The sequence below is a fragment of the Acidimicrobiia bacterium genome, assembly GCA_035651955.1.
GTDB lineage: Bacteria > Actinomycetota > Acidimicrobiia > IMCC26256 > JAMXLJ01 > JAMXLJ01.
This window is the reverse complement of the sequence record DASRES010000055.1, coordinates 1-20,968: the sequence shown is the minus strand read 5'-3', so window position 1 is coordinate 20,968 and position 20,968 is coordinate 1. Positions and strand designations below refer to the sequence as shown.

The following is a 20,968-nucleotide window of genomic DNA, read 5'->3' as shown; positions in this document are numbered from 1 at the left end:
TGCACCATGACCACATCGAACTTGAGACAGCGCTACGTCGCCGACTCCGTCGAGGTGATGTCACCCGCGCGGATCGTCGTCGCGCTGTACGACCGTCTCTGGATGGACCTCCACCGCGGCGCGAAGGCCGTGGACGAGGGCGCGATCGAGACGGCGAACCGCGAGCTGACGCACGCCCAGCGCGTCGTCGAGCAGCTCCAGGCCGCGCTGGACACCAACGCGTGGCCCGGCGCGCGCAACCTCCACGACCTGTACTCGTTCGTGCTCGCCCAGCTCGTGACCGCGAACGTGAAGAAGGACCGTCGCCGCATCGAGACGTGCATCGCGATCGTCGAGCCGTTGCGGGACGCGTGGAAGCAGGCCGCCCGTGACGCGACGGGCACAGGACCGGCACTGGGATCGGTGGCATGACCGCAGAGCACGACGCGTGGGCCGAGCTGCTCGACGAGTACGAGGCGCGCATCGCCGCGTGCCGTGAGCTCGCGGGCGCGGATCTCGACGCGCGCTCCGCGGCGTACCTGCAGGCGCTGCAGACCGGCGACACCGTGCCGATGCCGGCCGAGCTCGTCCGGTTCGTCCCCCACGCGGGGATCGGTCCGGTGCCCCCGGCGCTCCGGGCGCGCGCCCAGGCCGTGCTCGACGCGGGCGCCGAGGTGGAGGCGCTGCTCGCGGAGCGCCGCGACGAGGTGTTCGACCGGCTGCGCTCGGTGTCGTCGCACCGGCGCGGGTTCCCGTCCGTGCACGACGCCCCCCGCCCCCGCCTGCTCGACCAGCGCGGCTGATAAGGGCTCGCCGCTCAGGTCGACCGCCCCGGTGCCGATGAGACAGGGGCGCCGCGCGCGCCGACCTGTCTCGTGAGGGGGCACGTGGGGAAGAAGCAGCGAACGCGGCAGCGGCGGAGGACGTCGACGCGGCCCGCACCGCGTGTCGACGCCGTCACGGGGCACGAACGCGCGGTCGCCGCGTTGCGCCGCGGTGACCTCGACGGCGCGGAGCACGAGAGTCGCCGCGTGCTGCGCACGTGCCCCGACCACGCTCCGTCACTGAACCTGCTCGGCGTCGTGCTCGGCAGCCGGCGCGACCTCGATGCGGCCGTCGCGCACATGGAGCGCGCGATCGCGCTCGACGGCGACGTCGCCGAGTACCACCACAACCTGGGGATCGCGCTCGGGGAGCGGGGCGACTTCGACGATGCCGCGGCCGAGTTCGAGCGCGCGCTCGAGCTCGATCCGACGTACACGGCCGCGCTCCGCACGCTCGCCGACATGCAGCGCACGCGCGGTGCGAGCGAGCTCGCGCGCGTCGACCTGCTCGACACGTCGGTTGCGGCCTACCGGCAGCTGCTCGTCCGCGATCCGGACGACGTGCACGCGCTGCTCGGCCTCGGCCTCGCGCTCCAGGAGCAGGGCCGCACCCGTCCCGCGGAGCTGGCGCTGGCGCGCGTCACGGAGCTCGACCCGGCGCAACACGTCGCGTGGACCGCGCGTGGGCTCGCGCTCCGCCTGCTGGGACGGTTCGACGAATCGGTCGAGTGCTTCACACGCGCGACCGAGCTGTGGGACGACCCGCGCGCGCTCGGGAACGTCGCGCTCACGCTCGCCGACCGCGGCTCCTTCGACGAGGCGATCGCGATGTACCGCGAGGCGCTGCGCCGCGCACCGGACGACCCGCAGGTGCACTTCAACTACGCGGCCGCGCTGCTCATGGCCGGTCGCCTGCCGGACGCGTGGGACGAGTTCGAGTACGGCCTCGCGTCGGGCCAACGCCGCCCCAACCGCAAGCTGCCCGCGCCGCGCTGGAACGGCGAGGACATCTCCGACAAGACGATCCTGCTCTGGCGCGAGCAGGGCATCGGCGACGAGCTGCTGTGCGCGTCGATGTTCGAGGAGGTCGTCGCGCGAGCCGGACGCGTCATCATCGAGTGCAGCATCCGGCTGATCCCGTTGTTCCAGCGGACGTTCCCGACCGCGATCGTGCGCGAGGAGACGCTCTCGATGGCGGACGGGATCGAGCAGGTCGACCCCCCGGACTACGACGTCCAGATCCCCTTCTACAGCCTGCCGCGCCTGCTGCGACCGACGCTCGACGCGTTCCCCCGCGACCGCGGCGCGTACCTCACGCCCGATCCCGCGGCCGTCGCGCGGTGGCGGGCGCGTCTCGACGCGCTGGGCGACGGTCCGAAGGTCGGCATGTCGTGGCGGAGCCGGAACCGGCACGGCGACCGCGCCTGGTACTACACGAAGCTCCACCAGTGGGGTCCGCTGTTCGCGACGCCGGACGTCCACTGGGTGCTCCTGCAGTACGACGACTGCGAGGCCGAGGTCGTGGAGGCCGAGGAGCGCTTCGGCGTCACGATCCACCGCTGGCCCGACATCGACCTGATGGTCGATCTCGACGACGTCGCCGCGCTGACGAGCGCGCTCGACCTCGCGATCGGCCCCGCGACGTCCGTCGCGCACATGTGCGGCGCGCTCGGGATCGAGACGTGGCAGCTGTCGATCGAGCACAACTCGACCGCGCTCGGCGCAGCCGACCGGTACCCGTGGATGCCGTCCAACCGGTTGTTCCGGCGGCGGGCCGACGAGTCCTGGGAGAGCGTCATCGACGCCGTCGCGCGCGAGCTGCGCGCGTTCACGACGGGAGCGCGGGCAGCATGACCCGTCGCATCGCGGTCTTCACCGCGACGCGTGCCGACCTGTGGCCGCTGTCGCCCGTCTTGCGCGCGCTGCACGCGGAGCCGCGCGTCGAGCTGGTCGTGCTCGCGGCCGGCGCGCACCTCTCGGATCGCTACGGACGCACGCTCCGCGAGATCGACCTCGGCGCCGACGTCGTCCACGCGCTCGAGACCGGGGTCGGTGAGGACGACACGGCCGACGCGAACGTCGCCGTCGTCGCGCGCACGGCCGAGACCGTCTCGCGCGCGCTCGTGGAGCACGGTCCCGACCTGCTCGTCGTGCTCGGCGACCGGACGGAGCTGCTCGGCGTCGCGACGGCGGCGACGCTGCACCGCGTCCCGCTCGTCCACCTCCACGGCGGCGAGGTGACGGAGGGCGCGATCGACGACTCGGTGCGCCACGCGGTCACGAAGCTCGCGCACGTGCACTGCTGCGCGTGCGAGGAGTACGCGGCCCGCGTGCGGCGGCTCGGCGAGGAGGCGTGGCGCGTGCACGTCACCGGAGAGCCGACGATCGACCGGCTGCTGCACGACGCGCATCCGCCGGCCGGCGCGCTTGCATGCCGGTTGGGCATCGACCTGCGCCACCCGTTCGCGCTGTTGACGTACCACCCGCCGACGCTGCACCCGGAGCGGCTCGACGCCGAGCTCGACGCGCTGCTGGGCGCGTGCGAGGCGTTCGAGACGGTCGTCGCGACCTACCCCGGCGCGGACCCGGGCGCCGCGCGGATCATCACTCGCCTCCGCGAGTGGGCGCGCACGCGCGAGAACGTGGTCGTCGTCGAGTCGCTCGGCAAGCTCTACCCGACCGCGCTCGCGGCCGCCGACGTCATGCTCGGCAACTCGTCGAGCGGGATCGTCGAGGCGATGTCGTTTGCGCTCCCCGTCGTCAACGTCGGTGACCGCCAGCGCGGACGCGTGCGCGGCCCCAACGTGGTCGACGTCGCCGGCCACGGGGCCGCGGTGCGGGCCGCGACGGCGCGCGCGCTCGACCCGTCGTTCCGTGCGTCGCTCCGCGGGCTGCCGAACCCCTACGGCGACGGGAAGGCGGCGTCGCGCGTCGTCGACGTGCTGCTCGGGCTCGACCTCGACGGGCTGCTCCACAAGAAGTTCGTCGACGCGGGGGGCAGTTCCTCGAGCGAGCGAGCCGGGAGGCGAGCGGAAGCGTGGCCCGGGGAGCGGCGAGCGTCAGCGAGCCGGGTATCCCGTGCGAGCAGCGAGCGCGACCACGGTGAGTACCCGGCGCCGAAGGCGCAGAGAGCGGGAACATCGTGAACGAGCGGCTGGCACGGATGTGCATCGGGCCGGAGGCGACGATCGGCGAGACGATGGCCGCGATCGACGCCGGCGCCGCGGAGATCGCGCTCCTCGTCGGACTCGACGAGCGGCTCGTCGCGATCGCGACCGACGGCGACGTGCGCCGCGCGCTCCTCGCCGGTCACGCACTGGACGCGCCGATCGCGCCGTTCGCCCAGCGCGCCTTCGTGTACGTGGACGAGGGCGCGGCGCGTGCCGACGTCCTCGAGCTCATGCAGGCCCGCTTCATCAGCCAGGTGCCGGTCCTCGACGACGCGGGACGGCTGCGCGGCCTCCACCTCCTGCGCGACCTCATCGGGCCCGAGCTGCGACCCAACCCGGCCGTGGTGATGGCCGGGGGCAAGGGCGCGCGGCTCCGCCCGCTGACCGCGCGGCTGCCGAAGCCGATGCTCCCCGTCGCGGGCCGGCCGATCCTCGAGCGGATCGTGCTGCACCTCGTCGGATCGGGCATCACCCGCGTCTACCTGGCCGTCAACTACATGGCCGACGTCATCGAGGAGCACTTCCGCGACGGCGCCCACCTCGGCTGCCGCATCGAGTACCTGCGCGAGGACCCCGACGTCCCGCTCGGCACCGGCGGTGCGCTGGCGCTGCTGCCCGACGACGCGCGTGACGACGCGCACCCCGTCGTCGTCATGAACGGCGACCTCGTCACCCAGTTCGACGTCGGCCGGCTGCTCGCGGCACACGCGCAGGGCGGCAACGTCGCGACCGTCGGCCTGCGCGAGTACGCGCACGAGATCCCCTTCGGGGTCGCAGACGTCCGACACGGGCACCTCGTGCGCCTGGAGGAGAAGCCGACGCGCATCTGGTCCGTGAACGCGGGCGTCTACGCGCTGCAGCCGTCGCTGCTGGAGCGCATCCCACCGGGCTGCGAGTTCCCGGTCACCGAGCTCCTCGCGTGCGCGATGCGCGAGGGCCTTCCGGTCGGCGGGCACCTGCTGGACGGTGACTGGATCGACGTCGGCCGTCACGACGAGCTGCGCCGCGCGCGTGGGGAGGCATCGTGACCGACCACCCGAGTCCGTTCTGTGAAGCCCAACGGCGCAAGAGCGGCCGTTCGGCTTCACAGAACCCGGCGAGCGCGCTGCGCGGGCGTCGTGTGCTCGTGACGGGAGCGGACGGGTTCATCGGCAGTCACGTCGTCGAGCGGCTCGTCGCCGACGGCGCGGACGTGCGCGCGTTGTGCTGCTACAACTCGAACGGCTCGTACGGGTGGCTCGACGAGCTGCCCGACGTGCGCGCGGCGGCGGATCTCCGTCTCGGCGACGTGCGCGACGCCGGCAGCGTCGAGGCCGCGGTCGACGGCTGCGAGATCGTCCTCCACCTCGCCGCGCTCATCGCGATCCCGTACAGCTACGACGCGCCGCGCTCGTACGTCGACACCAACGTCACCGGCACGCTGAACGTGCTCGAGGCCGTCAAGCGAACCGGCGCGACGCGGCTTGTGCACACGTCGACGAGCGAGGTGTACGGCACGCCGGACGTCGTGCCCATCACCGAGGACCACCCGCTGCGGGGCCAGTCGCCGTACAGCGCGAGCAAGATCGCAGCCGACAAGCTGTGCGAGGCGTGGGCGTGCTCGTTCGGGACACCCGTCGTCGTGCTCCGGCCGTTCAACACGTTCGGTCCGCGTCAGTCGGCGCGCGCGGTGATCACGACCGTGCTGAGCCAGCTGCTCGCGGGCCGTACCGAGATCCGGCTCGGCAGCACCGCACCACGACGCGACTTCACGTACGTCACCGACACCGTCGACGGGTTCGTCCGCGCCGCGACCGCCGCGCTCGAGCCGGGCACCGTCGTGCAGCTCGGCACCGGGACGACGGTCTCGATCGGCGAGCTGGTCGAGCGGGCCGCGAAGGCCCTCGACGTCGACGTGACGGTGGTCGAGGACGAGCAGCGCCTCCGTCCCGAGCGCAGCGAGGTGATGGTCCTCCTGAGCGACCCGCGCCGCGCGCGCGAGCTCCTCGGGTGGAAGCCGTCCGTCTCGCTCGACGAGGGGCTGGCGCGCACCGCGGCGTGGCTCGCGGCGCGGCCGGGCGCGATCGACCCGGACCGGTACCAGACATGAGCTGCCCGTTGTCGGAGCCGCTGCTCGGCGGGAACGCCGACGCCTACGTGCGCGACGCGCTCGCGAGCACCTTCGTCGCCAATGGGCCGTACGTCGCGCGCTTCGAGGACGAGGTCGCAGCGCGCGTCGGCGCGCCCTTTGCCGTCGCGTGCGCGAGCGGCACGGCCGCGATCCACCTCGCGCTGCACGCGCTCGGGATCGGGCCCGGCGACGAGGTCTGGGTGTCGGACCTCACGTTCGTCGCGTCGGCGAACCCGGCCCGGTACTGCGGGGCGCGGGTCACGCTCGTGGACAGCGAACGTGAGTCGTGGAACCTCGCGCCCGACGTCGTCGTGGGCGAGCTCACCCGGCGCGCCCGCCGCGGAGTCGCGATGCCGGCCGCGATCGTGGCCGTCCACCTGCTCGGTCATCCGGCCCACCTCGGGCCCGTCCTGGAAGCCGCGGCGCGTCACGGCGTCCCCGTCGTCGAGGACGCGGCCGAGGCGCTGGGCGCGACCTGGACCGCCGGGGCCGGGCCCGCGCTCGACGGGCGCGAGGTCGGCACGGTCGGCACCGTCGGCTGTTACTCGTTCAACGGCAACAAGATCATGACGACGGGCGGTGGCGGCATGGTCGTGACGCACGACGCCACGCTCGCGGCGCGCGTCCGGCACCTCGCCACGCAGGCGAAGGAGCCCGGCGTCGGGTACGTCCACGACGAGATCGGGTTCAACTACCGGATGAGCAACCTCGCGGCCGCGCTCGGCGTCGCGCAGCTCGAGCAGCTCGACGCGTTCCTTGCCCGGCGGCGCGCGATCGCCGATCGCTACGACGCCGCGTTCGCGGACGTCGACGGCATCAAGGCCGCGCCCGACTGCGCGTGGGCGCGGCGCTCAGGGTGGTTGTCGAGCATCGTGTTGGAGGACGAGGTGACGCGCGAGCGCGTCCGGCTCGCCCTGGACGGCGCGGGCATCGAGTCACGCCCGGTGTGGCCGCCGCTGCGCACACAGGCGCCGTACCGCGACGCGCCGGTCCTCGGCGGGAACGTCGCCGTGGAGCTCGGCGAGCGGGTGCTGAACCTCCCCTCGTCCGCCAGCCTCGGCGACGAGCAGCAGGAGCGCGTGATCGACGTCGTACGCCACGCGCTCTGGAGTCACTCGACCCCCGCTCTCAGGGTGAGCTGACTCCCGCACGCTCGCAGAGCACGACCAGCTCGTCGATCCAGTACTGCTCCGGACCGGTGCTGCGGCCGCGGCGCTGCACGTCGACGACACCGAGACCGGCGTCGCTCGCGAGGACGCGCACGAGTCCCTCGTCGACGAGCGCCGTGCACGGCGTCCCCGCGAGCGGGCCGTCCACGATGTCGTCGACGCTGCGCTCACCGACCCGGCGTGCCGCGTGCCACGCGTACGTCCGCGGCGTGAACGCGATCGACAGGAACGAGCCGCCCGGGCGCAGCACACGGGCGACCTCACGCCACGCGGATCCCGTCCGGTCCTCGGGTACGTAGGCGATCGCCTCGACGTCGAGGACGAGGTCGAACACGGCGCTCGGCAGCGGCAGCGCGAGCGCGTCGCCGACCGCGAGCCGAGCCGGCATCCCTTCGTCGCGCAACCGGTCGCATGCGCGCTGCGCTCCTTCGCGCGACAGGTCCACGCCGAACGCGTCGTGGCCCTCGTGCTCCAGGTACCACAGCTGCGCGCCGGCACCCGACCCGATCTCGAGCACACGCATCCGCTGACCGCGCGACAACCGCGCAACGGCACGCACGACCTCCTCGGCCGGCCACCGTCCCCACGCGCGGGTGCTGAAGACGTCGTCCCACGGCGTCGCCGTGCGAGCGGTCAGCACTCGACCGCTCCGGTGGGCAGAGGCCGTGCCGTGCCGCGCGCGACGGCCCGGTCGTGAGCGCGGCGGTCGAAGGCGCGCGCCGCGATGAGGAGCTGCTCCTCGCGGGGCGCGAACCGGCGCTTGAACCGCAGCAGCGAGTCGTCGTCGGCGGTCGTCACGCCGCCGCCGAGCAGCAGCTCGCGGACACCACGCGCCGCGAGCTCCTCGTGCGCGCGCCAGATCGCCAGCGTCGTGGCGGCACCCGCGCGACCCCACCGGGTCCCGTAGACGTAGCTCGCCACCGGACCGCTGACGACGACGAGAACGGCGGCGCCGTCCGCGCCGTCGTCCCCGACCGCTTCGCCGAGCCACGCGTCGACGGCACGATCCTCCGCGAGCGCGCGGAAGTACGCCTCGTCGAGCCGCCAACGGTCGGCCGCGCCCAGCCGGTCCATGTGCTCGGCGTAGCGCCGCGCGAAGCGCGTCGCGTTCGAGCGGTCGAGCGGCGACCAGCACTCGGTGAGCACGCGGCGCGCCTGCGCGAGGTCGCGGCGCATGTTGCGACTGAGCGCACCGCGACGCGCGTCGATGTCGGCGAGCTCCGAGACGCAGATGACCTTCTCGGGGCGTGCGGACCACGCACGCGTGACGGTGTCCCGGTGCGGCAGCCACGGCCCGAGGAGCGCGACCTCGCTCGCGACGCCGAGCTCGTGCAGGGTCGCGTCGATCGCGGATCGCACGGTGTCCACGACCGCGTCCGGGTCCTCTGCCGCGATGATCGGCCCGCCGTACTCGGGCGTCCGGGCCAGCACGGCGCCTTCATCCGCGCCGGTGAGCAGCAGTGGGTACGCGGCGCGCCAGCCGTCGCCCTCGGCGACGAGCAGCACCGGGCGCCCGCCGCGTGACCCGGCGGTCGCGCGCAGCATGCCGCGGCCGCACGTCGGGTCAACGGGGGCGTTCCCGTCGCCCGTGACCGCGCGCACCTCCGCGTCCCAACGGTCGTCGTCGACCTCGACGACGCGGGCCGCGGTCGCACGCGACGTCCGCGTGCGGGGCCGTGTCGTCGCGTCGACGACGAGCCGCGCGACGCGCGCCATGTCGTCGGGGTCGTAGCGCTGGTCGCACGGGATCGTGAGCTCGCGCGCGGCCAGCGCGGACGCGCCGGGATCGGCATCGGTGGGCAGCGGCCAGTGAACCGGGCAGAAGACGCGGGCCGCGGCGAGACGCGCCCGCAGCGCGTCACGCGCGTCGACGAGGACGGGGAACCCGAGCGGGCAGACACCGTCGGGCAGCTCCGGGAACAGCGGCTCGAGACCGGACGTCCCGTCCAGTGCCTCGAGCAGCGCGAGGTAGTTCCGCCGGCGAGCGGCGACGAGCGCGGCGACGTCCACGCGCCCGAGGAGGTGGCGCGCGGGCGCGCTCATCGCGTGCACATCGTCGCCGGCGTCCAGGTGCGCCTCTGCGGCGCGCAAAGCGTCGAGGAACGCGTCCTCGGGCCCCGCACCACGCGACCACGCATGCTTCGCCACAAGGGCGTCGTGACGCACCCGCGCGAACGCTTCGTCGGGCGGCGTCGCGATCCCGGTCACACCGGGTCCGTACGCGACACCGCCGTCGCCGATCGCGCACCACTTCCGGAGGCTCGCGACACCGCGCGTCGCGTGCATCGCGAAGCGCCCGAAGAGCGCATGCGTCCGGTCCTCGACCACGTCGACGCCCCGCACGCCGAGCTCGGTGACGGCGTCGAGCACGTCGACGGGGTACGGGAAGCCGAACGGCGCGACGGTCACGACGGTCGTGCGCTCCGGGCGGCCACCGACCGCCGCGACGAGCGCGTCCGCGCGCGGCGCGACACGGGCGTCGACGCCGACGGTGACGATCTCGAAGCCGAGCGCGCGTGCGGGCGCGACGACGGCGTCGCACACGTACGCGGGGACGACGACGCGGTCACGACCGCGCCGCTTCGCGTCCCCGAGGACGAGGCGCAACGCCTCGCGTCCCGACCCGACGAGCGCGCGCGGGCGGGGCGGCGCGACCGGGAGCGCGTCGAGCCAGCGGTCGGCTGGTCGCGCGGGGAGCGCGAGGTCGAGCGGCTCGATCGCCATCTCGCCGCCGATCGCGTGCGCCGCGCGTCGCGAAACCTCTTCGCCCGTCGACGTCATGGTGCGAGATCGTCCCAGTGCAGCGGACGCTCGGGCCCGACCGCGACGCGCAGCTGCCATCCCACCAGGCGATCGACCGCGAGCGCGGGGACGCCACCGTCGAGCGGGCGCAGGGGCTCGAGGTCCTCGCGTCGCAGCCGGTATCCCGCGTCGAGGGACCGCTTGGGGTACAGGCCCTTGCGCACGACGTCGCGATTGGCGGCCTCCGCGGCCGACGCGACCGGGTCGTGCACCGCGGCCGCGACCGCCCGGACGGTGGCGACCCATTCGGGGGCGTCGCGCAACGCGAGCGACGCCGCGTGATCCGGGCCCGGCGCGTCGACGTCCCACGTGACGTGCTTCTCCACGACGCCGGCCCCGAGCGCGACCGCGGCGGCCGTCGCCGCGACGCCGAGCGTGTGGTCTGAGAACCCGACGGGACGACCAGTCAGCTCGCGCAGCCGGGCCATGCGTGCGAGGTTCGCCTCACGTAGCGGGGTCGGGTACGCGGACACGCAGTGGAGGAAGACGACGTCCCGGCAGGACGCGAGGTGACGACCGACCTCCTTCACCTCGGCATCCGTCATCATCCCGGTCGACACGAGGAGCGGGCGACCCGACTGGGCGGCCGCGTGCAGCAGCCACGGGTTGTCCGCGTCGCCCGAGCCGATCTTCAGCACGGGCGGGTCGAGCGTGAGCACGTCCGCGCAGGCGCGCTCGCCGTCTGGCGTGCACACGAACGCGATGCCCGCGTCGCGCGCGACGTCGCGGAGCTCCGCGAGCTGGTCCACCTCGAGGCGCAGGCGCGCGAGCAGGTCGTGTTGATCGCCGTCGCCCTGGTACGCCGCGTTCGGCGCGCGCGGTGCAAGGAGCTCGTCGACGATCCAGTACTGGAACTTCACCGCGTCGAACCCGGCCGCGGCCGCCTCACGGACCATGTCCCGCGCGCGCTCGATGTCACCGTCGTGGTTGACGCCGATCTCGGCCATCAACCAGGGCGACGCCGTGTTCGTCCCGAGCGTCACGACGCGAGCTCCTGCGCGCGGGCGAGGTCGTCCTCGTCGTCCACGTCGATCGCGCGAGTCGGGTCGACGAACGCGAGCGCGATGGGCGGCTCGACGAGCGGGCCACCGGCGGCGACGCGCGCGGCCGGCGCGACGAACGCCGCGCCCGTCGCGTTCGCGAGCGGCGGGACGTCCTGGGTGCGGCGATCGAACAGCGACGGGACGAGCGGGACCCCGGTACCGTCCGGGCCGCTGACCAGCGTGAACGCGGTCGTCGGGGGCACGGTGACCGCGGTCACCGCGCTCGCCGCCCCCGGGGCGTCGTCGTACGCGTCGACGACGGCGACGAGGTCGTCGACCGTGGTGAACGGCGCGGTGGGCTGCACGACGAGCACGAGCTCGCTCGACCGGCCGCCCCACGCACCCAGCGCGTGGGCCACGACGGGGTCCATCGGCACGTCGGACGACGCGAGTGCCGCGGGCCGCAGCGCGGGGACGTCCGCGCCCGCCCGGCGCGCGATCTCGGCGTAGCGCTCGCTGTCGGTCGACACGTAGACGCGTCCCACCGCCGCGCGCGCGACGCGCACCGCGCGCTCGAGCAGCGACGACCCGCCGACGAGCGCGAGGTTCTTGTCGCGCACGCGCGTCGACCCGGAGCGCGCGGGGACGACGCAGAAGATCCGGTCTGGATCGAGAGGGGCCGCCATCGCGTGACGCCCGGTGCTAGTGGCGCGCGCGGTGGACCATCACCGCACGACGGATGAACACTGCGACGTCGCCGGCATCACGCGCCTCGGCTTCGCGCGCGAACGCCTCCGCGACGTCGGGCGGCAGTACCTCGCCGACCTCCTCCGCGACGCGGGCCGTGTCGTCGTCGATGTCCGCCAGCCCGCGCACGAGCAGCGCGAGCGACTCCTCGACGGCGCCCTCGTCGTGGATCGCGACCGCGAGGACGAGACAGCGTCGCGTCGTCGATGCGGCGTCGACGACGAACTGCGACGCGTGGTCCGGCGCGACCACCAGGACCTCGTGCAGCAGGTCGCCCAGCTCCTCCTCGGGGACCGCGGGCGCGGCGTCCGCCATGAACGCCGCAGCGCGCTCGTCGCCGAACGTCTCGGCTGCGACGATCGCGGCGCGGACGCGCTCGGTGGGATGCGCGTCGCGCGCGCCGGCGAGCCGGATCAGCGGGCAGTGGTCCGCGGCGCCCGCCTCTCGGATGCGGGCGGACCACTCGAGCGCGCGCGACAGCTCGAGGTACGGGGCGAACGCGCTCGCGAAGGCCAGCAGCGCGCCGTCACCGGGGTGGCGCTCCCACATCGCCTCGACGATCCGGTCGACGCCGTCCGCGGGCGCGCGGTCGAGCCAGGCGGCAACCCGCGTGTAGTCGGCGCGCTCGACCATCGCGACGACCGGTCGCGGGTCGAAGTCGGTCTCCGCGCAGATCGCCGCGAACGCGGCCCACACGTCGGGGACCATCGCGTCGTCCGCGAACGCGCCGAGCACCTCGGTCGTGGCCTCGTCGAACCGGCCGAGCACGTAGCAGGCGTGACCACGCACGAGACGCACGAGCGAGGCCGGGATCTCGGTGAAGCCGTCACCGGCCGAGCCGATCGGGGCGAGCAGCGCGAGCGCCGCGGAGCAGTCGCCGGCCTGGACGAGCGCGGCGGCTTCGAGCACGTCCGCGAGGTCGCGATGCGCGGGGTCGCGCCGCGCGGCCTGTGCCCAGGTGCGCGCCTCGCGGTGGCGCCCCTGCCCGAGGAGCAGGCGCGCGAGCGCGGCCGCTGCCGCGGCCCGGATCGCGTCGTCGCCGGCCTCGAGGACGGCGAGGTCGAAGGCGTCGAGCGCCTCGTCGTCGCGGCCGTCGGCGAGGAGGGCACGGCCGCGGTCGAACGACTCGCACCCCGTCGGGACCACTTCGATGTCTGCCATCGCCCTCGTGCCTTCACGTACCGGGCGGGCCCGTCGCCACGCCTCCCCGGTCTGCTCATCGGCACGCCGGTGGGCCCGCTCAAGACCCATCCGGGCGCTCGGGCGCGGCCCGGGTGCGGTGTGCCACCGGGCACCCGGGCAAATCAGGCGAACGGAATGATCCGGACGACCCTTCCGGAATCGCCGCCGGAGCGCGAACGTTCGACCCCACGTTCACGCCCGAATCCCCTCCAGCGAGGGCCGACCGTGCCGAGACAGGAGTCATGAGCGAGACGACGACCTTCACCGACCACGTCCGCGAGGTGATCGACGCGCTGCCGACGTCGCAGCTCATCGACCGGGGCGTCGTCGTCGACGCGCTGCTCGACCTGTTCGGTCCCGCAGGCGAGGTGCACGGCGAGCGGGTCACGAACGCGCTGCGGGATCTCCCGCCCGCCGGCCTGCTCGAGCGCGACACCGCGACGAGCGTGCTGCGCGGCCTGCTCGACCCGTCCGCGAACTGAGCTCTTCGACGTGCTCCTCACGTTTCATTGAAACGTGAGTACCGCGGAGCAACGGAATTCTCTCAATGAAAGCTCCGCGCCCGCGCGCGTGACACGCGGCGGATCCGCGGCATCGCGCCCGATCTCCTCAGGCGCGCGGCCGACCCGCCGATGGGATGCGTCGAGCACGGAGAAGCTCGCCTCGACGCCATGGATGGGTGCCGGCAGCGAACGCGGAGGTTCGCGTTGTCGTCCACTCGACCGCACAACTGCGACGACGCTCGAAGCATCGCGACATCTCCCGGGTCGGCTCCGCTCCGGCGTCCCGGCCTCCGGCCCCGCCTCGGCTGCGTCTCGCGTGCGCGCCTGATCACCGGTACCCCGCGGGGAGGTGAAGGCGCGTGATGGACCTCGCGATGGAGGCCATCCAGGGCGCGCTCCACGGCCTCGCCGCGCGCCAGCGGGCGATCTCCGACAACGTCGCCAACACCGAGACGCCGGGCTTCCTCGCCGAGCAGGTCTCGTTCGAGGACTCGCTGCGCGACGCGATCCAGAACGGCGGCGACCCGGGCACCGTGCAACCGACGATCACGCGCTCGAACGCGCCCACGAACCTCCAGGGCAACAACGTGAGCCTCGACGACGAGACCGTCTCGATGATGCAGACGGGCATGCAGTACCAGCTCATGGTCGAGGCGATGACCGCGAAGTTCAACATCCTCCGCATGTCGATCGGGAAGGGCTAGCCGATGTCCATGTTCGACGCGATGAACACGTCGGGCTCGAGCCTGCACGTGTATCGCACGTGGCTCGACGCGGTGTCCGACAACATCGCCAACCTCGACACCGCGCGGCCGATGAACCAGCCCGCGTTCCAGGAGCGCATGGTCGTCGCCGAGTCCGTGCCGAGCACGGACGGTTCGGGGATCGGTCACGGTGCCGCGGTCGCGGGGGTGACGTTCGGCAGCCCGACGGGTCGCGTCGTGAACGACCCGAGCAACCCGCTCGCCGACGCGCAGGGCAACGTCCGCATGCCCGACATCGACCTCGGCGACCAGATGGTCCAGATGATGGTGGCCGAGCGCGGCTACCAGGCGAACCTGGCGACGATCTCGCGTGCGCAGGAGTCGTACCAGGCCGCGCTCGAGCTCGGGAAGTAGCGCGACATGGCCGTCCCTGCCGTGGGATCACTCGGTTCACTCGGCCCGCTCGCGACGCTCGGGCTCCAGCCGACCGCCGCGACGCCGACGGATGCCACCGGCGCCGCCGGCGCGGCGCAGGGCGCGACGGGCGACTTCGGCACCGCGATCGCGAACGCGCTCGACCAGTTGCAGAGCACCCAGGCGAACGCGGACCAGCTGTCGACGCAGGCCGCCACCGGCAACCTCACCGACATGACGGACTACCTGATCGCGTCGCAGCAGGCGCAGCTGCAGACCCAGCTCACGACCGCGGTGCGTGACAGCGCCGTGCAGTCCTTCAACTCGATCATGGGGATGCAGGTCTGATGCCCAAGCTCGACCTCGACCGCACGAAGAGCCAGATCCAGCGGTTCCTCGGCGGTTTCACGACGGGCCAGAAGGTCGTGACCGGTCTCGGCGCGATCGGCCTCGTCGTCGTGGGGATGCTGTTCCTGTCGCACGCGCCCAAGACGCAGTACGCGCCGCTGTTCAGCAACCTGGACTCGAAGGACGCGTCGGACATCACGACGAAGCTGCAGTCGAAGGGCATCAAGTACCAGCTCGCGAACGGCGGCAACACGATCCTCGTGCCGCAGTCGCAGGTGTACCAGGAGCGTCTCGACATGAGCGCGCAGGGTCTGCCGGCGAGCAACAGCGACGGGTACGCGCTGCTCGACAAGGAGGGCCTCACCACCTCCGAGTTCAAGCAGAACGTCGACTACCAGCGCGCGCTCGAGGGCGAGCTCACGAAGACGATCGAGGCGCTCGACTCGGTCGAGGCGGCGAACGTCCACCTCGTCATCGCGCAGAACGACGTGTTCGCGCAGGACTCGCAGAAGCCGAGCGCGTCGGTGCTCGTGAAGACGAAGCCGAACCAGCCGCTCGACTCGGGGTCCGTGCAGGCGATCGTCAACCTCGTCGCGTCGAGCGTGCAGGGCCTGTCGCCGAACGACGTCACGGTCGCGGACACGAAGGGCACCGTGCTGTCCGCGCCGGGCATCGCGGGGTCAGCGGCCGGCGACGCGCACGCAGGCGACACCGCGTCGTACGAGTCGCGGGTCACGGAGTCGGTCCAGCAGATGCTCGACCAGATCTACGGTCCCGGCCACGCGATCGTGCGTGTCGCGGCCGACCTCAACTTCGACGAGAAGGCGACGACCGCGGACGCGTATGGCAACGACATCGCGGACCAGGTCGTGGGCACGACGCCGACGACGGTCGCGGGGGCCACGACGCCGACGACGGCACCCGCGCTCACGCAGAACCAGTCGACCGAGACGTTCACGGGCCCGTCGAGCAGCTCGACCGGCGTGCTCGGCCCCAACGGCACTCCGGCCGCCGCGGGCGGCAACACGAACTACTCGAAGAACACGTCGGACACGACCAACGGCGTCGGCAAGGTCCACGCCGAGGTCCGCAGCGCGCCCGGCAAGATCAACCGCCTCTCGGTGGCGGTCATCGTGGACGGCAACAAGGTGCAGCCGTCGGACGTGCCGAACGTGCAGAGCTCGGTGCAGGCCGCGGTCGGCCTCGACCCGACGCGCGGCGACACGATCAACGTGACGCGCATGAGCTTCGACCAGACCGCGTCCAAGGACGCCGCGAAGGCGCTGTCGTCGAGCGAGCAGCAGAAGAAGCAGAACGCGCTGTTCGACATGATCAAGGCGCTCGTCGCGCTGCTGCTCGTCGGCGTGGTGCTGTTCCTCGCCTGGCGCGCGATGAAGAAGGCCGCGGCCCGTGAGCCGATCCGCGTGCCGCTCGACCTGCGTGCGCTCGAGGCGGGGACGGGAGCCGCGCTCCCCGCGGCCGACATGGCACGCCTCCTGCAGAGCCAGCAGCTCGCGCAGCTGCAGGCGCTCGAGGACCACGACGGGCCGGCCTCGCTGGAGCCGGCGAGCCTGCCGGAGCCGACCGAGATGGACCAGCTCGAGCACGAGATCGTCGCCCTGATCGACCGCCAGCCCGAGGAAGCCGCCGCCACCCTGCGCAGCTGGCTCGCGGACCGCAGGAGCTGACGAGGTGGCGCAGCGGGGTCTCACGGGGCCGCAGAAGGCTGCGGTCCTGCTGATGCAGGTCGGTACGGAGCGGTCGGCCAAGGTGCTGCGGCTCCTGCGCGAGCAGGAGGTGTCGCAGATCATGGCGGAGGTCGCGCGCCTCGACACCGTGAAGGCGGAGTCGGTCGACGCGGTGATGAGCGAGTTCAACGAGCTGCGCACCGCGCGTGCACACGTCGCGCAGGGCGGGTTCGACCGCGCCCGCGAGCTGCTCGAGGAGACGCTCGGCGAGGACAAGGCGCGGGAGATCCTCGAGAGCCTCGGCGCGACGATCGTGAAGGCGCCGTTCGAGTTCCTCCGCCGTGCCGATCCCCGCCAGGTGCTGAGCTACCTGCAGGACGAGCACCCGCAGACGATCGCGCTCGTGCTCGCGCACCTGAACGCGGACGCCGGGGCGATGGTCCTGAGCGCGCTGCCGGAGGAGCTGCAGCGCGACGTCGCGCGCCGGCTGGCGACAATGGACCGCACGTCACCGGAGGTGATCGCGCAGATCGAGGCGATCCTCGAGCCGAAGCTGTCGTCGCTCGTGCAGCAGCAGGACATGTCGGTCGTGGGCGGCGTGCAGGCGCTCGTCGACATCCTCAACCGCTCCGACCGCGCGACCGAGCGCCTCATCTTCGAGGGCCTCGAGCGCGACAACCCGGAGCTCGCGGACGAGGTGCGCGGGCGGATGTTCGTCTTCGAGGACATCGTCAGCCTCGACGACCGCTCGATCCAGCTCGTGCTCCGGCAGGTCGACTCGAAGGAGCTCGCGGTCGCGCTCAAGGGTGTCGCGCCGAACGTGCGCCAGAAGATCATGTCGAACATGTCCGAGCGCGCCTCGGCGAACCTCGACGAGGAGATCGAGCTGCTCGGGCCGATGCGGCTGAAGACGGTCGAGGAGGCGCAGGGCGCGGTCGTGCGCGTCATCCGTGCGCTCGAAGAGGCCGGCCAGATCGTCGTCACGCGCTCCAACGAGGAGTTCGTGAACTGATGGGGCGGCCCGAGGTGAGGCGCAGCGCCGTGCTCAAGGCGTACTCGCAGCCGGTCCAGGCGTTCGAGACGGCCGTGCTGCCGTCCCAGTCGACCGCGGGCGTGCTCGTGGACGACGCGCTCGTGAGCGACGCGCGCGAGGCCGGGTTCCGCGAGGGCTTCGACGCCGGCTACGCGGCAGGCCACAGCGAGGGGATGCAGGCGGCCGCGTTCGAGGCACAGCAGGCGCAGGCCGAGCGGGCCGCGCGGCTCCGGCCGGCGTTGCAGGCGCTGGAGCTCGCCGCGACGCGCTTCGACGCCGAGCAGGGCCGCGCGTTCGCGGACGTCGAGGACGCGCTTGCGTCGGCCGCGTTCGCGCTGCTGCAGGCGCTGCTGGGCCGCGAGCTCGCGTTGGCCGCGAACCCCGGTCACGACGCGGTCGCGCGCGCTCTGGCCCTCGCGCCCGAGCGACTTCCTGTGCGCATCCATCTCAGCCCGCAGGACGTCGAGACGATCGGCGACGCCGCCCAGCTCGCGCCCGGGCGGGACGTGACGTTGGTCCCCGATCCGTCGCTCGCACCCGGTGACGCGCGCGTCGAGGCCGGGTCGTGCCGTGTCGACGCGATCCTCGCCGACGCCGTCGACCGCGTGCGCGTCGCGCTCGGTGTGGGAGACGCCAGGTGAACGCGCTCCTGACGCGACTCGAAGAGGCCGCGCGCGTCGCGCGCCCGCGTGTGACGGGCCGCGTCACGTCGGTCGTCGGCCTGCAGCTCGAGGTGGAGGGACTCGAGAGCGCGATCGGCGACGCGGTCACGATCGACACGCCGCACGGCCCGCTGCCCGCGGAGGTGGTCGCGCTGCGCGACCGCGGCCTCGTCTGCATGCCGCTCGGCGACCTGCGCGGTGTGCGCACCGGCGCGACCGTCGCGGCCGCGGACCGTCCCATGACCGTTCCCGTCGGTGCCGGTCTCCTCGGACGCGTCCTCGACGGGCTCGGCCGGCCGATCGACGACCTCGGCGCGCTGCGCGACGTCACGCGCGTGACCGTCGACGGCGAGCCGCCCCACCCGCTGCGACGCAGCCACGTCGACCGGCAGCTCCCGCTCGGGGTGCGCGCGCTCGACACGCTGATCCCGTGCGGGCGTGGGCAACGCCTCGGCATCTTCGCCGGCTCGGGCGTCGGCAAGTCGAGCGTGCTGTCGATGATCGCCCGCGGCACGGAGGCACAGGTCTCGGTCATCGGCCTCATCGGCGAGCGCGGGCGTGAGGTCCGCGACTTCATCGAGAGCGACCTCGGCGACGAGGGCCTGGCCCGGTCGGTCGTCGTCGTCGCGACGTCGGACGAGCCCGCGCTCGTGCGCCTGCGCGCCGCGTTCACCGCGACCCGCATCGCGGAATGGTTCCGGGACGAGGGCGCGGACGTCGTGTTGATGATGGACAGCCTCACGCGCTTCGCGATGGCGCAGCGCGAGGTCGGCCTGTCGGCCGGCGAGCCGCCCGCAACCCGCGGCTACCCGCCGTCCGTGTTCTCGTTGTTGCCGAAGCTGCTCGAGCGCGCCGGTGCAGGCGAGCGCGGCTCGATCACCGGCCTGTACACCGTGCTCGTCGAGGGCGACGACATGAACGAGCCGATCGGCGACGCGGCCCGCTCGATCCTCGACGGGCACGTCGTGCTGTCGCGGCGGCTCGCGACGGCGGGCCACTTCCCGAGCATCGAGGTGCTCGAGTCCATCTCACGGGTCGCACCCGCGATCACCACGCGCGAGCAGCGCGCCGCGGCGACGGAGTTCCGTCGCCTGCTGGCCGCGTACCGCGACGCGCGTGACCTCATCGAGATCGGCGCGTACGTGCCGGGAACGAACCCGCTCGTGGACCGGGCGGTGCAACTCCGAGACGCCATGGACGGCTTCCTCCGACAGGACCTCGGCGAGATCGCCACGGCAGACGCGGGATGGGCCGCGCTGCAGGCGATCGTCGCGACGCCGACGCCTGCGCAGTAGAGACAGGGAGATGAAGCGGAGGCCTGGGCGGATGCCCGGGAGGCCGAAGCGGAATCGACCCGAAGACGGGAGCCCAACCACAACATGAAGCGGTACCGGTTCCGGCTGGACTCAGTCCTGCGCGTGCGCCGCATCCAGGAGGAGCGCGCCCGCGCGGAGCTGCTCGGGGCGAACCAGGCCGTCGCGGCCGCGCAGGTCCACCTCGCGCAGCGGATCGCGCACCTCGAGGAGCTGCCGAAGCCGGCCAAGGTCGCGTCGACACCCGCGTTCCTCGCCAACCAGGCGCGTCTCGCGTCGATCGCGTCGTCGATCTCGATGGCGCGCGCCGCGCGCGAAGTCGCCGAGCACGCCGCCGAGGAGAAGCGGCTCGCGTGGCACGTGACCGCGCAACGTGTGGAAGGCCTCGAGCGTCTCGACGAGCGCGACCGCGCCGAGCACGCGCTCGAGACGCAGCGTGCCGCGGACCAGGAGGTCGACGACCTCGTCGTCAGCCGGTTCCGCACGACGCGCGCGACGGACGACGACCGGAGCGGGAGCGAGCGAGCCGAGAGGCGAGCGGAAGCGTGGCCCCGCGAGCGGCGAGCGTCCGCGAGCCGGGTATCCCGCGCGAGCAGCGAGCGCGACCACGGGGATCACCCGGCGCCGAAGGCGCCAGGAGCGGAAACATCATGACCGCGGTGGACGCGACGAGCGCGACGAGCGCGGCGAGCGGTCTCGCCGCCGCGCAGGCGCGCATCGCGCAGATCCAGAGCTCGATCGAGAGCCTGCAGGCGACCGTCGCGGGCGTACCGGCGACCTCGACGACGTCGACCACGTCGACGGCCGGATCGGGCTCGGACTTCGCGAGCGTGCTCGCGGGCGTGCAAGGAGGGCAGGCGACCACCGCGACGGGCGCGAGCGGCGCGACGACTCCCGGGCAGCAGGTCGTCCAGATCGCGGAGCAGTACCTCGGCACGCCGTACGTGTACGGCAGCAACGACCCGTCCAAGGGCCTCGACTGCTCCGGCCTCGTGCAGGTCGCGTACCGCCGCATGGGCATCGACCTGCCCCGCGTCACCTACGACCAGGTCAAGGTCGGCCAACCGGTCGACCGCGCCGACCTGCAACCGGGCGACCTCGTGTTCTCGGTCGGCGACAAGGGCATGCGCGTCAACGGTCACGTCGGCATCTACGCGGGCAACGGCATGTACGTCGTCGCGCCGCACACGGGCGACGTCGTGAAGCTCGCGCCGCTCCCGCAGAACATCACCGCGATCCGCCGCATCCTGCCGTCGGCCGGGTCCGCGATCGGAGGATGACGATGAGGATCACGACGGCGGACGCGCCGACGACACCCACGACGCGCGTCAGCCGCG

22 protein-coding genes are annotated in these 20,968 nt (G+C 73.1%); 17 read left to right on the top strand and 5 right to left on the bottom strand.

The genetic code is table 11. From position 1 onward, the window contains the following. Positions 1 to 6: 6 nt before the first annotated feature. The 7 genes from fliS to VFC33_12335 all read left to right on the top strand — a co-directional run bounded on the left by fliS (position 7) and on the right by VFC33_12335 (position 7,225). Entirely contained in the window at positions 7 to 411 is a 405-nt protein-coding gene (fliS, locus tag VFC33_12365) for a flagellar export chaperone FliS (GenBank protein HZR14030.1), read from the top strand. Next, positions 408 to 782, top strand: coding sequence for a hypothetical protein (locus VFC33_12360; GenBank protein HZR14029.1), 375 nt, complete (start codon positions 408 to 410; stop codon positions 780 to 782). Before fliS ends, VFC33_12360 begins: the two co-directional genes overlap by 4 nt. A gap of 84 nt (positions 783 to 866) precedes the next feature. Next, complete coding sequence (locus VFC33_12355) at positions 867 to 2,657, top strand: tetratricopeptide repeat protein (protein HZR14028.1); 1,791 nt, start codon at positions 867 to 869, stop codon at positions 2,655 to 2,657. Continuing rightward, positions 2,654 to 3,949 carry a UDP-N-acetylglucosamine 2-epimerase gene (gene neuC, locus VFC33_12350; GenBank protein ID HZR14027.1) on the top strand — a complete coding sequence of 432 codons (1,296 nt, stop codon included), beginning with the start codon at positions 2,654 to 2,656 and terminating at the stop codon, positions 3,947 to 3,949. The genes VFC33_12355 and neuC overlap by 4 nt, the downstream gene beginning before the upstream one ends. After that, positions 3,946 to 5,001 carry a nucleotidyltransferase family protein gene (locus VFC33_12345; GenBank protein HZR14026.1) on the top strand — a complete coding sequence of 352 codons (1,056 nt, stop codon included), beginning with the start codon at positions 3,946 to 3,948 and terminating at the stop codon, positions 4,999 to 5,001. Before neuC ends, VFC33_12345 begins: the two co-directional genes overlap by 4 nt. Further along, a complete protein-coding gene (locus tag VFC33_12340; GenBank protein HZR14025.1) occupies positions 4,998 to 6,062 on the top strand; it encodes an SDR family NAD(P)-dependent oxidoreductase in 1,065 nt (354 codons plus the stop codon). Before VFC33_12345 ends, VFC33_12340 begins: the two co-directional genes overlap by 4 nt. Further along, complete coding sequence (locus VFC33_12335) at positions 6,059 to 7,225, top strand: aminotransferase class I/II-fold pyridoxal phosphate-dependent enzyme (protein HZR14024.1); 1,167 nt, start codon at positions 6,059 to 6,061, stop codon at positions 7,223 to 7,225. Before VFC33_12340 ends, VFC33_12335 begins: the two co-directional genes overlap by 4 nt. On the opposite strand, the gene VFC33_12330 is transcribed toward VFC33_12335, so the two are convergent. The 5 genes from VFC33_12330 to VFC33_12310 are packed head-to-tail and all read right to left on the bottom strand — an operon-like array spanning position 7,212 to position 12,945. Next, positions 7,212 to 7,892 (bottom strand): class I SAM-dependent methyltransferase, encoded by a 681-nt coding sequence (locus VFC33_12330; GenBank protein HZR14023.1) that lies wholly within the window; start codon positions 7,890 to 7,892, stop codon positions 7,212 to 7,214. The genes VFC33_12335 and VFC33_12330 overlap by 14 nt on opposite strands. Next, positions 7,886 to 10,033 (bottom strand): DegT/DnrJ/EryC1/StrS family aminotransferase, encoded by a 2,148-nt coding sequence (locus VFC33_12325; GenBank protein HZR14022.1) that lies wholly within the window; start codon positions 10,031 to 10,033, stop codon positions 7,886 to 7,888. The genes VFC33_12330 and VFC33_12325 overlap by 7 nt, the downstream gene beginning before the upstream one ends. After that, on the bottom strand, positions 10,030 to 11,037 hold the full coding sequence (locus VFC33_12320; GenBank protein ID HZR14021.1) for an N-acetylneuraminate synthase family protein: 1,008 nt from the start codon (positions 11,035 to 11,037) through the stop codon (positions 10,030 to 10,032). The genes VFC33_12325 and VFC33_12320 overlap by 4 nt, the downstream gene beginning before the upstream one ends. Continuing rightward, the gene (locus VFC33_12315) at positions 11,034 to 11,723 is read right to left on the bottom strand and encodes a hypothetical protein (GenBank protein ID HZR14020.1); all 690 of its coding nucleotides are present in this window, start codon (positions 11,721 to 11,723) and stop codon (positions 11,034 to 11,036) included. The genes VFC33_12320 and VFC33_12315 overlap by 4 nt, the downstream gene beginning before the upstream one ends. Positions 11,724 to 11,739: 16 nt before the next feature. After that, positions 11,740 to 12,945: a hypothetical protein gene (locus tag VFC33_12310; GenBank protein HZR14019.1), complete on the bottom strand. Its 1,206-nt coding sequence runs from the start codon at positions 12,943 to 12,945 to the stop codon at positions 11,740 to 11,742. A gap of 263 nt (positions 12,946 to 13,208) precedes the next feature. On the opposite strand from VFC33_12310, the gene VFC33_12305 reads away from it, so the two are divergent. The 10 genes from VFC33_12305 to VFC33_12260 all read left to right on the top strand — a co-directional run bounded on the left by VFC33_12305 (position 13,209) and on the right by VFC33_12260 (position 20,911). Further along, on the top strand, positions 13,209 to 13,448 hold the full coding sequence (locus VFC33_12305) for a hypothetical protein (protein ID HZR14018.1): 240 nt from the start codon (positions 13,209 to 13,211) through the stop codon (positions 13,446 to 13,448). Positions 13,449 to 13,831: 383 nt separating this feature from the next. Beyond that, a complete protein-coding gene (locus tag VFC33_12300; protein ID HZR14017.1) occupies positions 13,832 to 14,173 on the top strand; it encodes a flagellar basal body protein in 342 nt (113 codons plus the stop codon). A 3-nt stretch (positions 14,174 to 14,176) separates the two neighbouring features. Beyond that, a complete protein-coding gene (locus VFC33_12295; GenBank protein ID HZR14016.1) occupies positions 14,177 to 14,587 on the top strand; it encodes a flagellar basal body rod C-terminal domain-containing protein in 411 nt (136 codons plus the stop codon). Positions 14,588 to 14,593: 6 nt separating this feature from the next. Further along, positions 14,594 to 14,935, top strand: coding sequence for a flagellar hook-basal body complex protein FliE (locus tag VFC33_12290; GenBank protein ID HZR14015.1), 342 nt, complete (start codon positions 14,594 to 14,596; stop codon positions 14,933 to 14,935). Continuing rightward, entirely contained in the window at positions 14,935 to 16,623 is a 1,689-nt protein-coding gene (gene fliF / locus VFC33_12285) for a flagellar basal-body MS-ring/collar protein FliF (GenBank protein HZR14014.1), read from the top strand. The genes VFC33_12290 and fliF overlap by 1 nt, the downstream gene beginning before the upstream one ends. Positions 16,624 to 16,627: 4 nt before the next feature. After that, positions 16,628 to 17,635 (top strand): flagellar motor switch protein FliG, encoded by a 1,008-nt coding sequence (gene fliG, locus VFC33_12280; protein ID HZR14013.1) that lies wholly within the window; start codon positions 16,628 to 16,630, stop codon positions 17,633 to 17,635. Next, on the top strand, positions 17,635 to 18,297 hold the full coding sequence (locus tag VFC33_12275; GenBank protein ID HZR14012.1) for a FliH/SctL family protein: 663 nt from the start codon (positions 17,635 to 17,637) through the stop codon (positions 18,295 to 18,297). Before fliG ends, VFC33_12275 begins: the two co-directional genes overlap by 1 nt. Further along, on the top strand, positions 18,294 to 19,613 hold the full coding sequence (locus VFC33_12270; GenBank protein ID HZR14011.1) for a FliI/YscN family ATPase: 1,320 nt from the start codon (positions 18,294 to 18,296) through the stop codon (positions 19,611 to 19,613). The genes VFC33_12275 and VFC33_12270 overlap by 4 nt, the downstream gene beginning before the upstream one ends. 84 nt (positions 19,614 to 19,697) lie before the next feature. After that, positions 19,698 to 20,285 carry a flagellar export protein FliJ gene (gene fliJ / locus VFC33_12265; GenBank protein ID HZR14010.1) on the top strand — a complete coding sequence of 196 codons (588 nt, stop codon included), beginning with the start codon at positions 19,698 to 19,700 and terminating at the stop codon, positions 20,283 to 20,285. After that, positions 20,282 to 20,911 (top strand): C40 family peptidase, encoded by a 630-nt coding sequence (locus tag VFC33_12260; protein HZR14009.1) that lies wholly within the window; start codon positions 20,282 to 20,284, stop codon positions 20,909 to 20,911. The genes fliJ and VFC33_12260 overlap by 4 nt, the downstream gene beginning before the upstream one ends. Positions 20,912 to 20,968: the final 57 nt, after the last annotated feature.

Excerpts from the sequence above, each read along its gene's own strand:
- VFC33_12300 (HZR14017.1), top strand. The coding sequence starts at position 13,832 with ATGGACCTCGCGATGGAGGCCATCCAGGGCGCGCTCCACGGCCTCGCC.
- fliJ (HZR14010.1), top strand. The coding sequence starts at position 19,698 with ATGAAGCGGTACCGGTTCCGGCTGGACTCAGTCCTGCGCGTGCGCCGC.
- VFC33_12290 (HZR14015.1), top strand. The coding sequence starts at position 14,594 with ATGGCCGTCCCTGCCGTGGGATCACTCGGTTCACTCGGCCCGCTCGCG.
- VFC33_12275 (HZR14012.1), top strand. The coding sequence starts at position 17,635 with ATGGGGCGGCCCGAGGTGAGGCGCAGCGCCGTGCTCAAGGCGTACTCG.
- VFC33_12310 (HZR14019.1), bottom strand. The coding sequence starts at position 12,945 with ATGGCAGACATCGAAGTGGTCCCGACGGGGTGCGAGTCGTTCGACCGC.
- VFC33_12325 (HZR14022.1), bottom strand. The coding sequence starts at position 10,033 with ATGACGTCGACGGGCGAAGAGGTTTCGCGACGCGCGGCGCACGCGATC.
- VFC33_12335 (HZR14024.1), top strand. The coding sequence starts at position 6,059 with ATGAGCTGCCCGTTGTCGGAGCCGCTGCTCGGCGGGAACGCCGACGCC.
- VFC33_12295 (HZR14016.1), top strand. The coding sequence starts at position 14,177 with ATGTCCATGTTCGACGCGATGAACACGTCGGGCTCGAGCCTGCACGTG.
- VFC33_12315 (HZR14020.1), bottom strand. The coding sequence starts at position 11,723 with ATGGCGGCCCCTCTCGATCCAGACCGGATCTTCTGCGTCGTCCCCGCG.
- VFC33_12360 (HZR14029.1), top strand. The coding sequence starts at position 408 with ATGACCGCAGAGCACGACGCGTGGGCCGAGCTGCTCGACGAGTACGAG.
- neuC (HZR14027.1), top strand. The coding sequence starts at position 2,654 with ATGACCCGTCGCATCGCGGTCTTCACCGCGACGCGTGCCGACCTGTGG.
- fliF (HZR14014.1), top strand. The coding sequence starts at position 14,935 with ATGCCCAAGCTCGACCTCGACCGCACGAAGAGCCAGATCCAGCGGTTC.
- VFC33_12305 (HZR14018.1), top strand. The coding sequence starts at position 13,209 with ATGAGCGAGACGACGACCTTCACCGACCACGTCCGCGAGGTGATCGAC.
- fliS (HZR14030.1), top strand. The coding sequence starts at position 7 with ATGACCACATCGAACTTGAGACAGCGCTACGTCGCCGACTCCGTCGAG.
- VFC33_12260 (HZR14009.1), top strand. The coding sequence starts at position 20,282 with ATGACCGCGGTGGACGCGACGAGCGCGACGAGCGCGGCGAGCGGTCTC.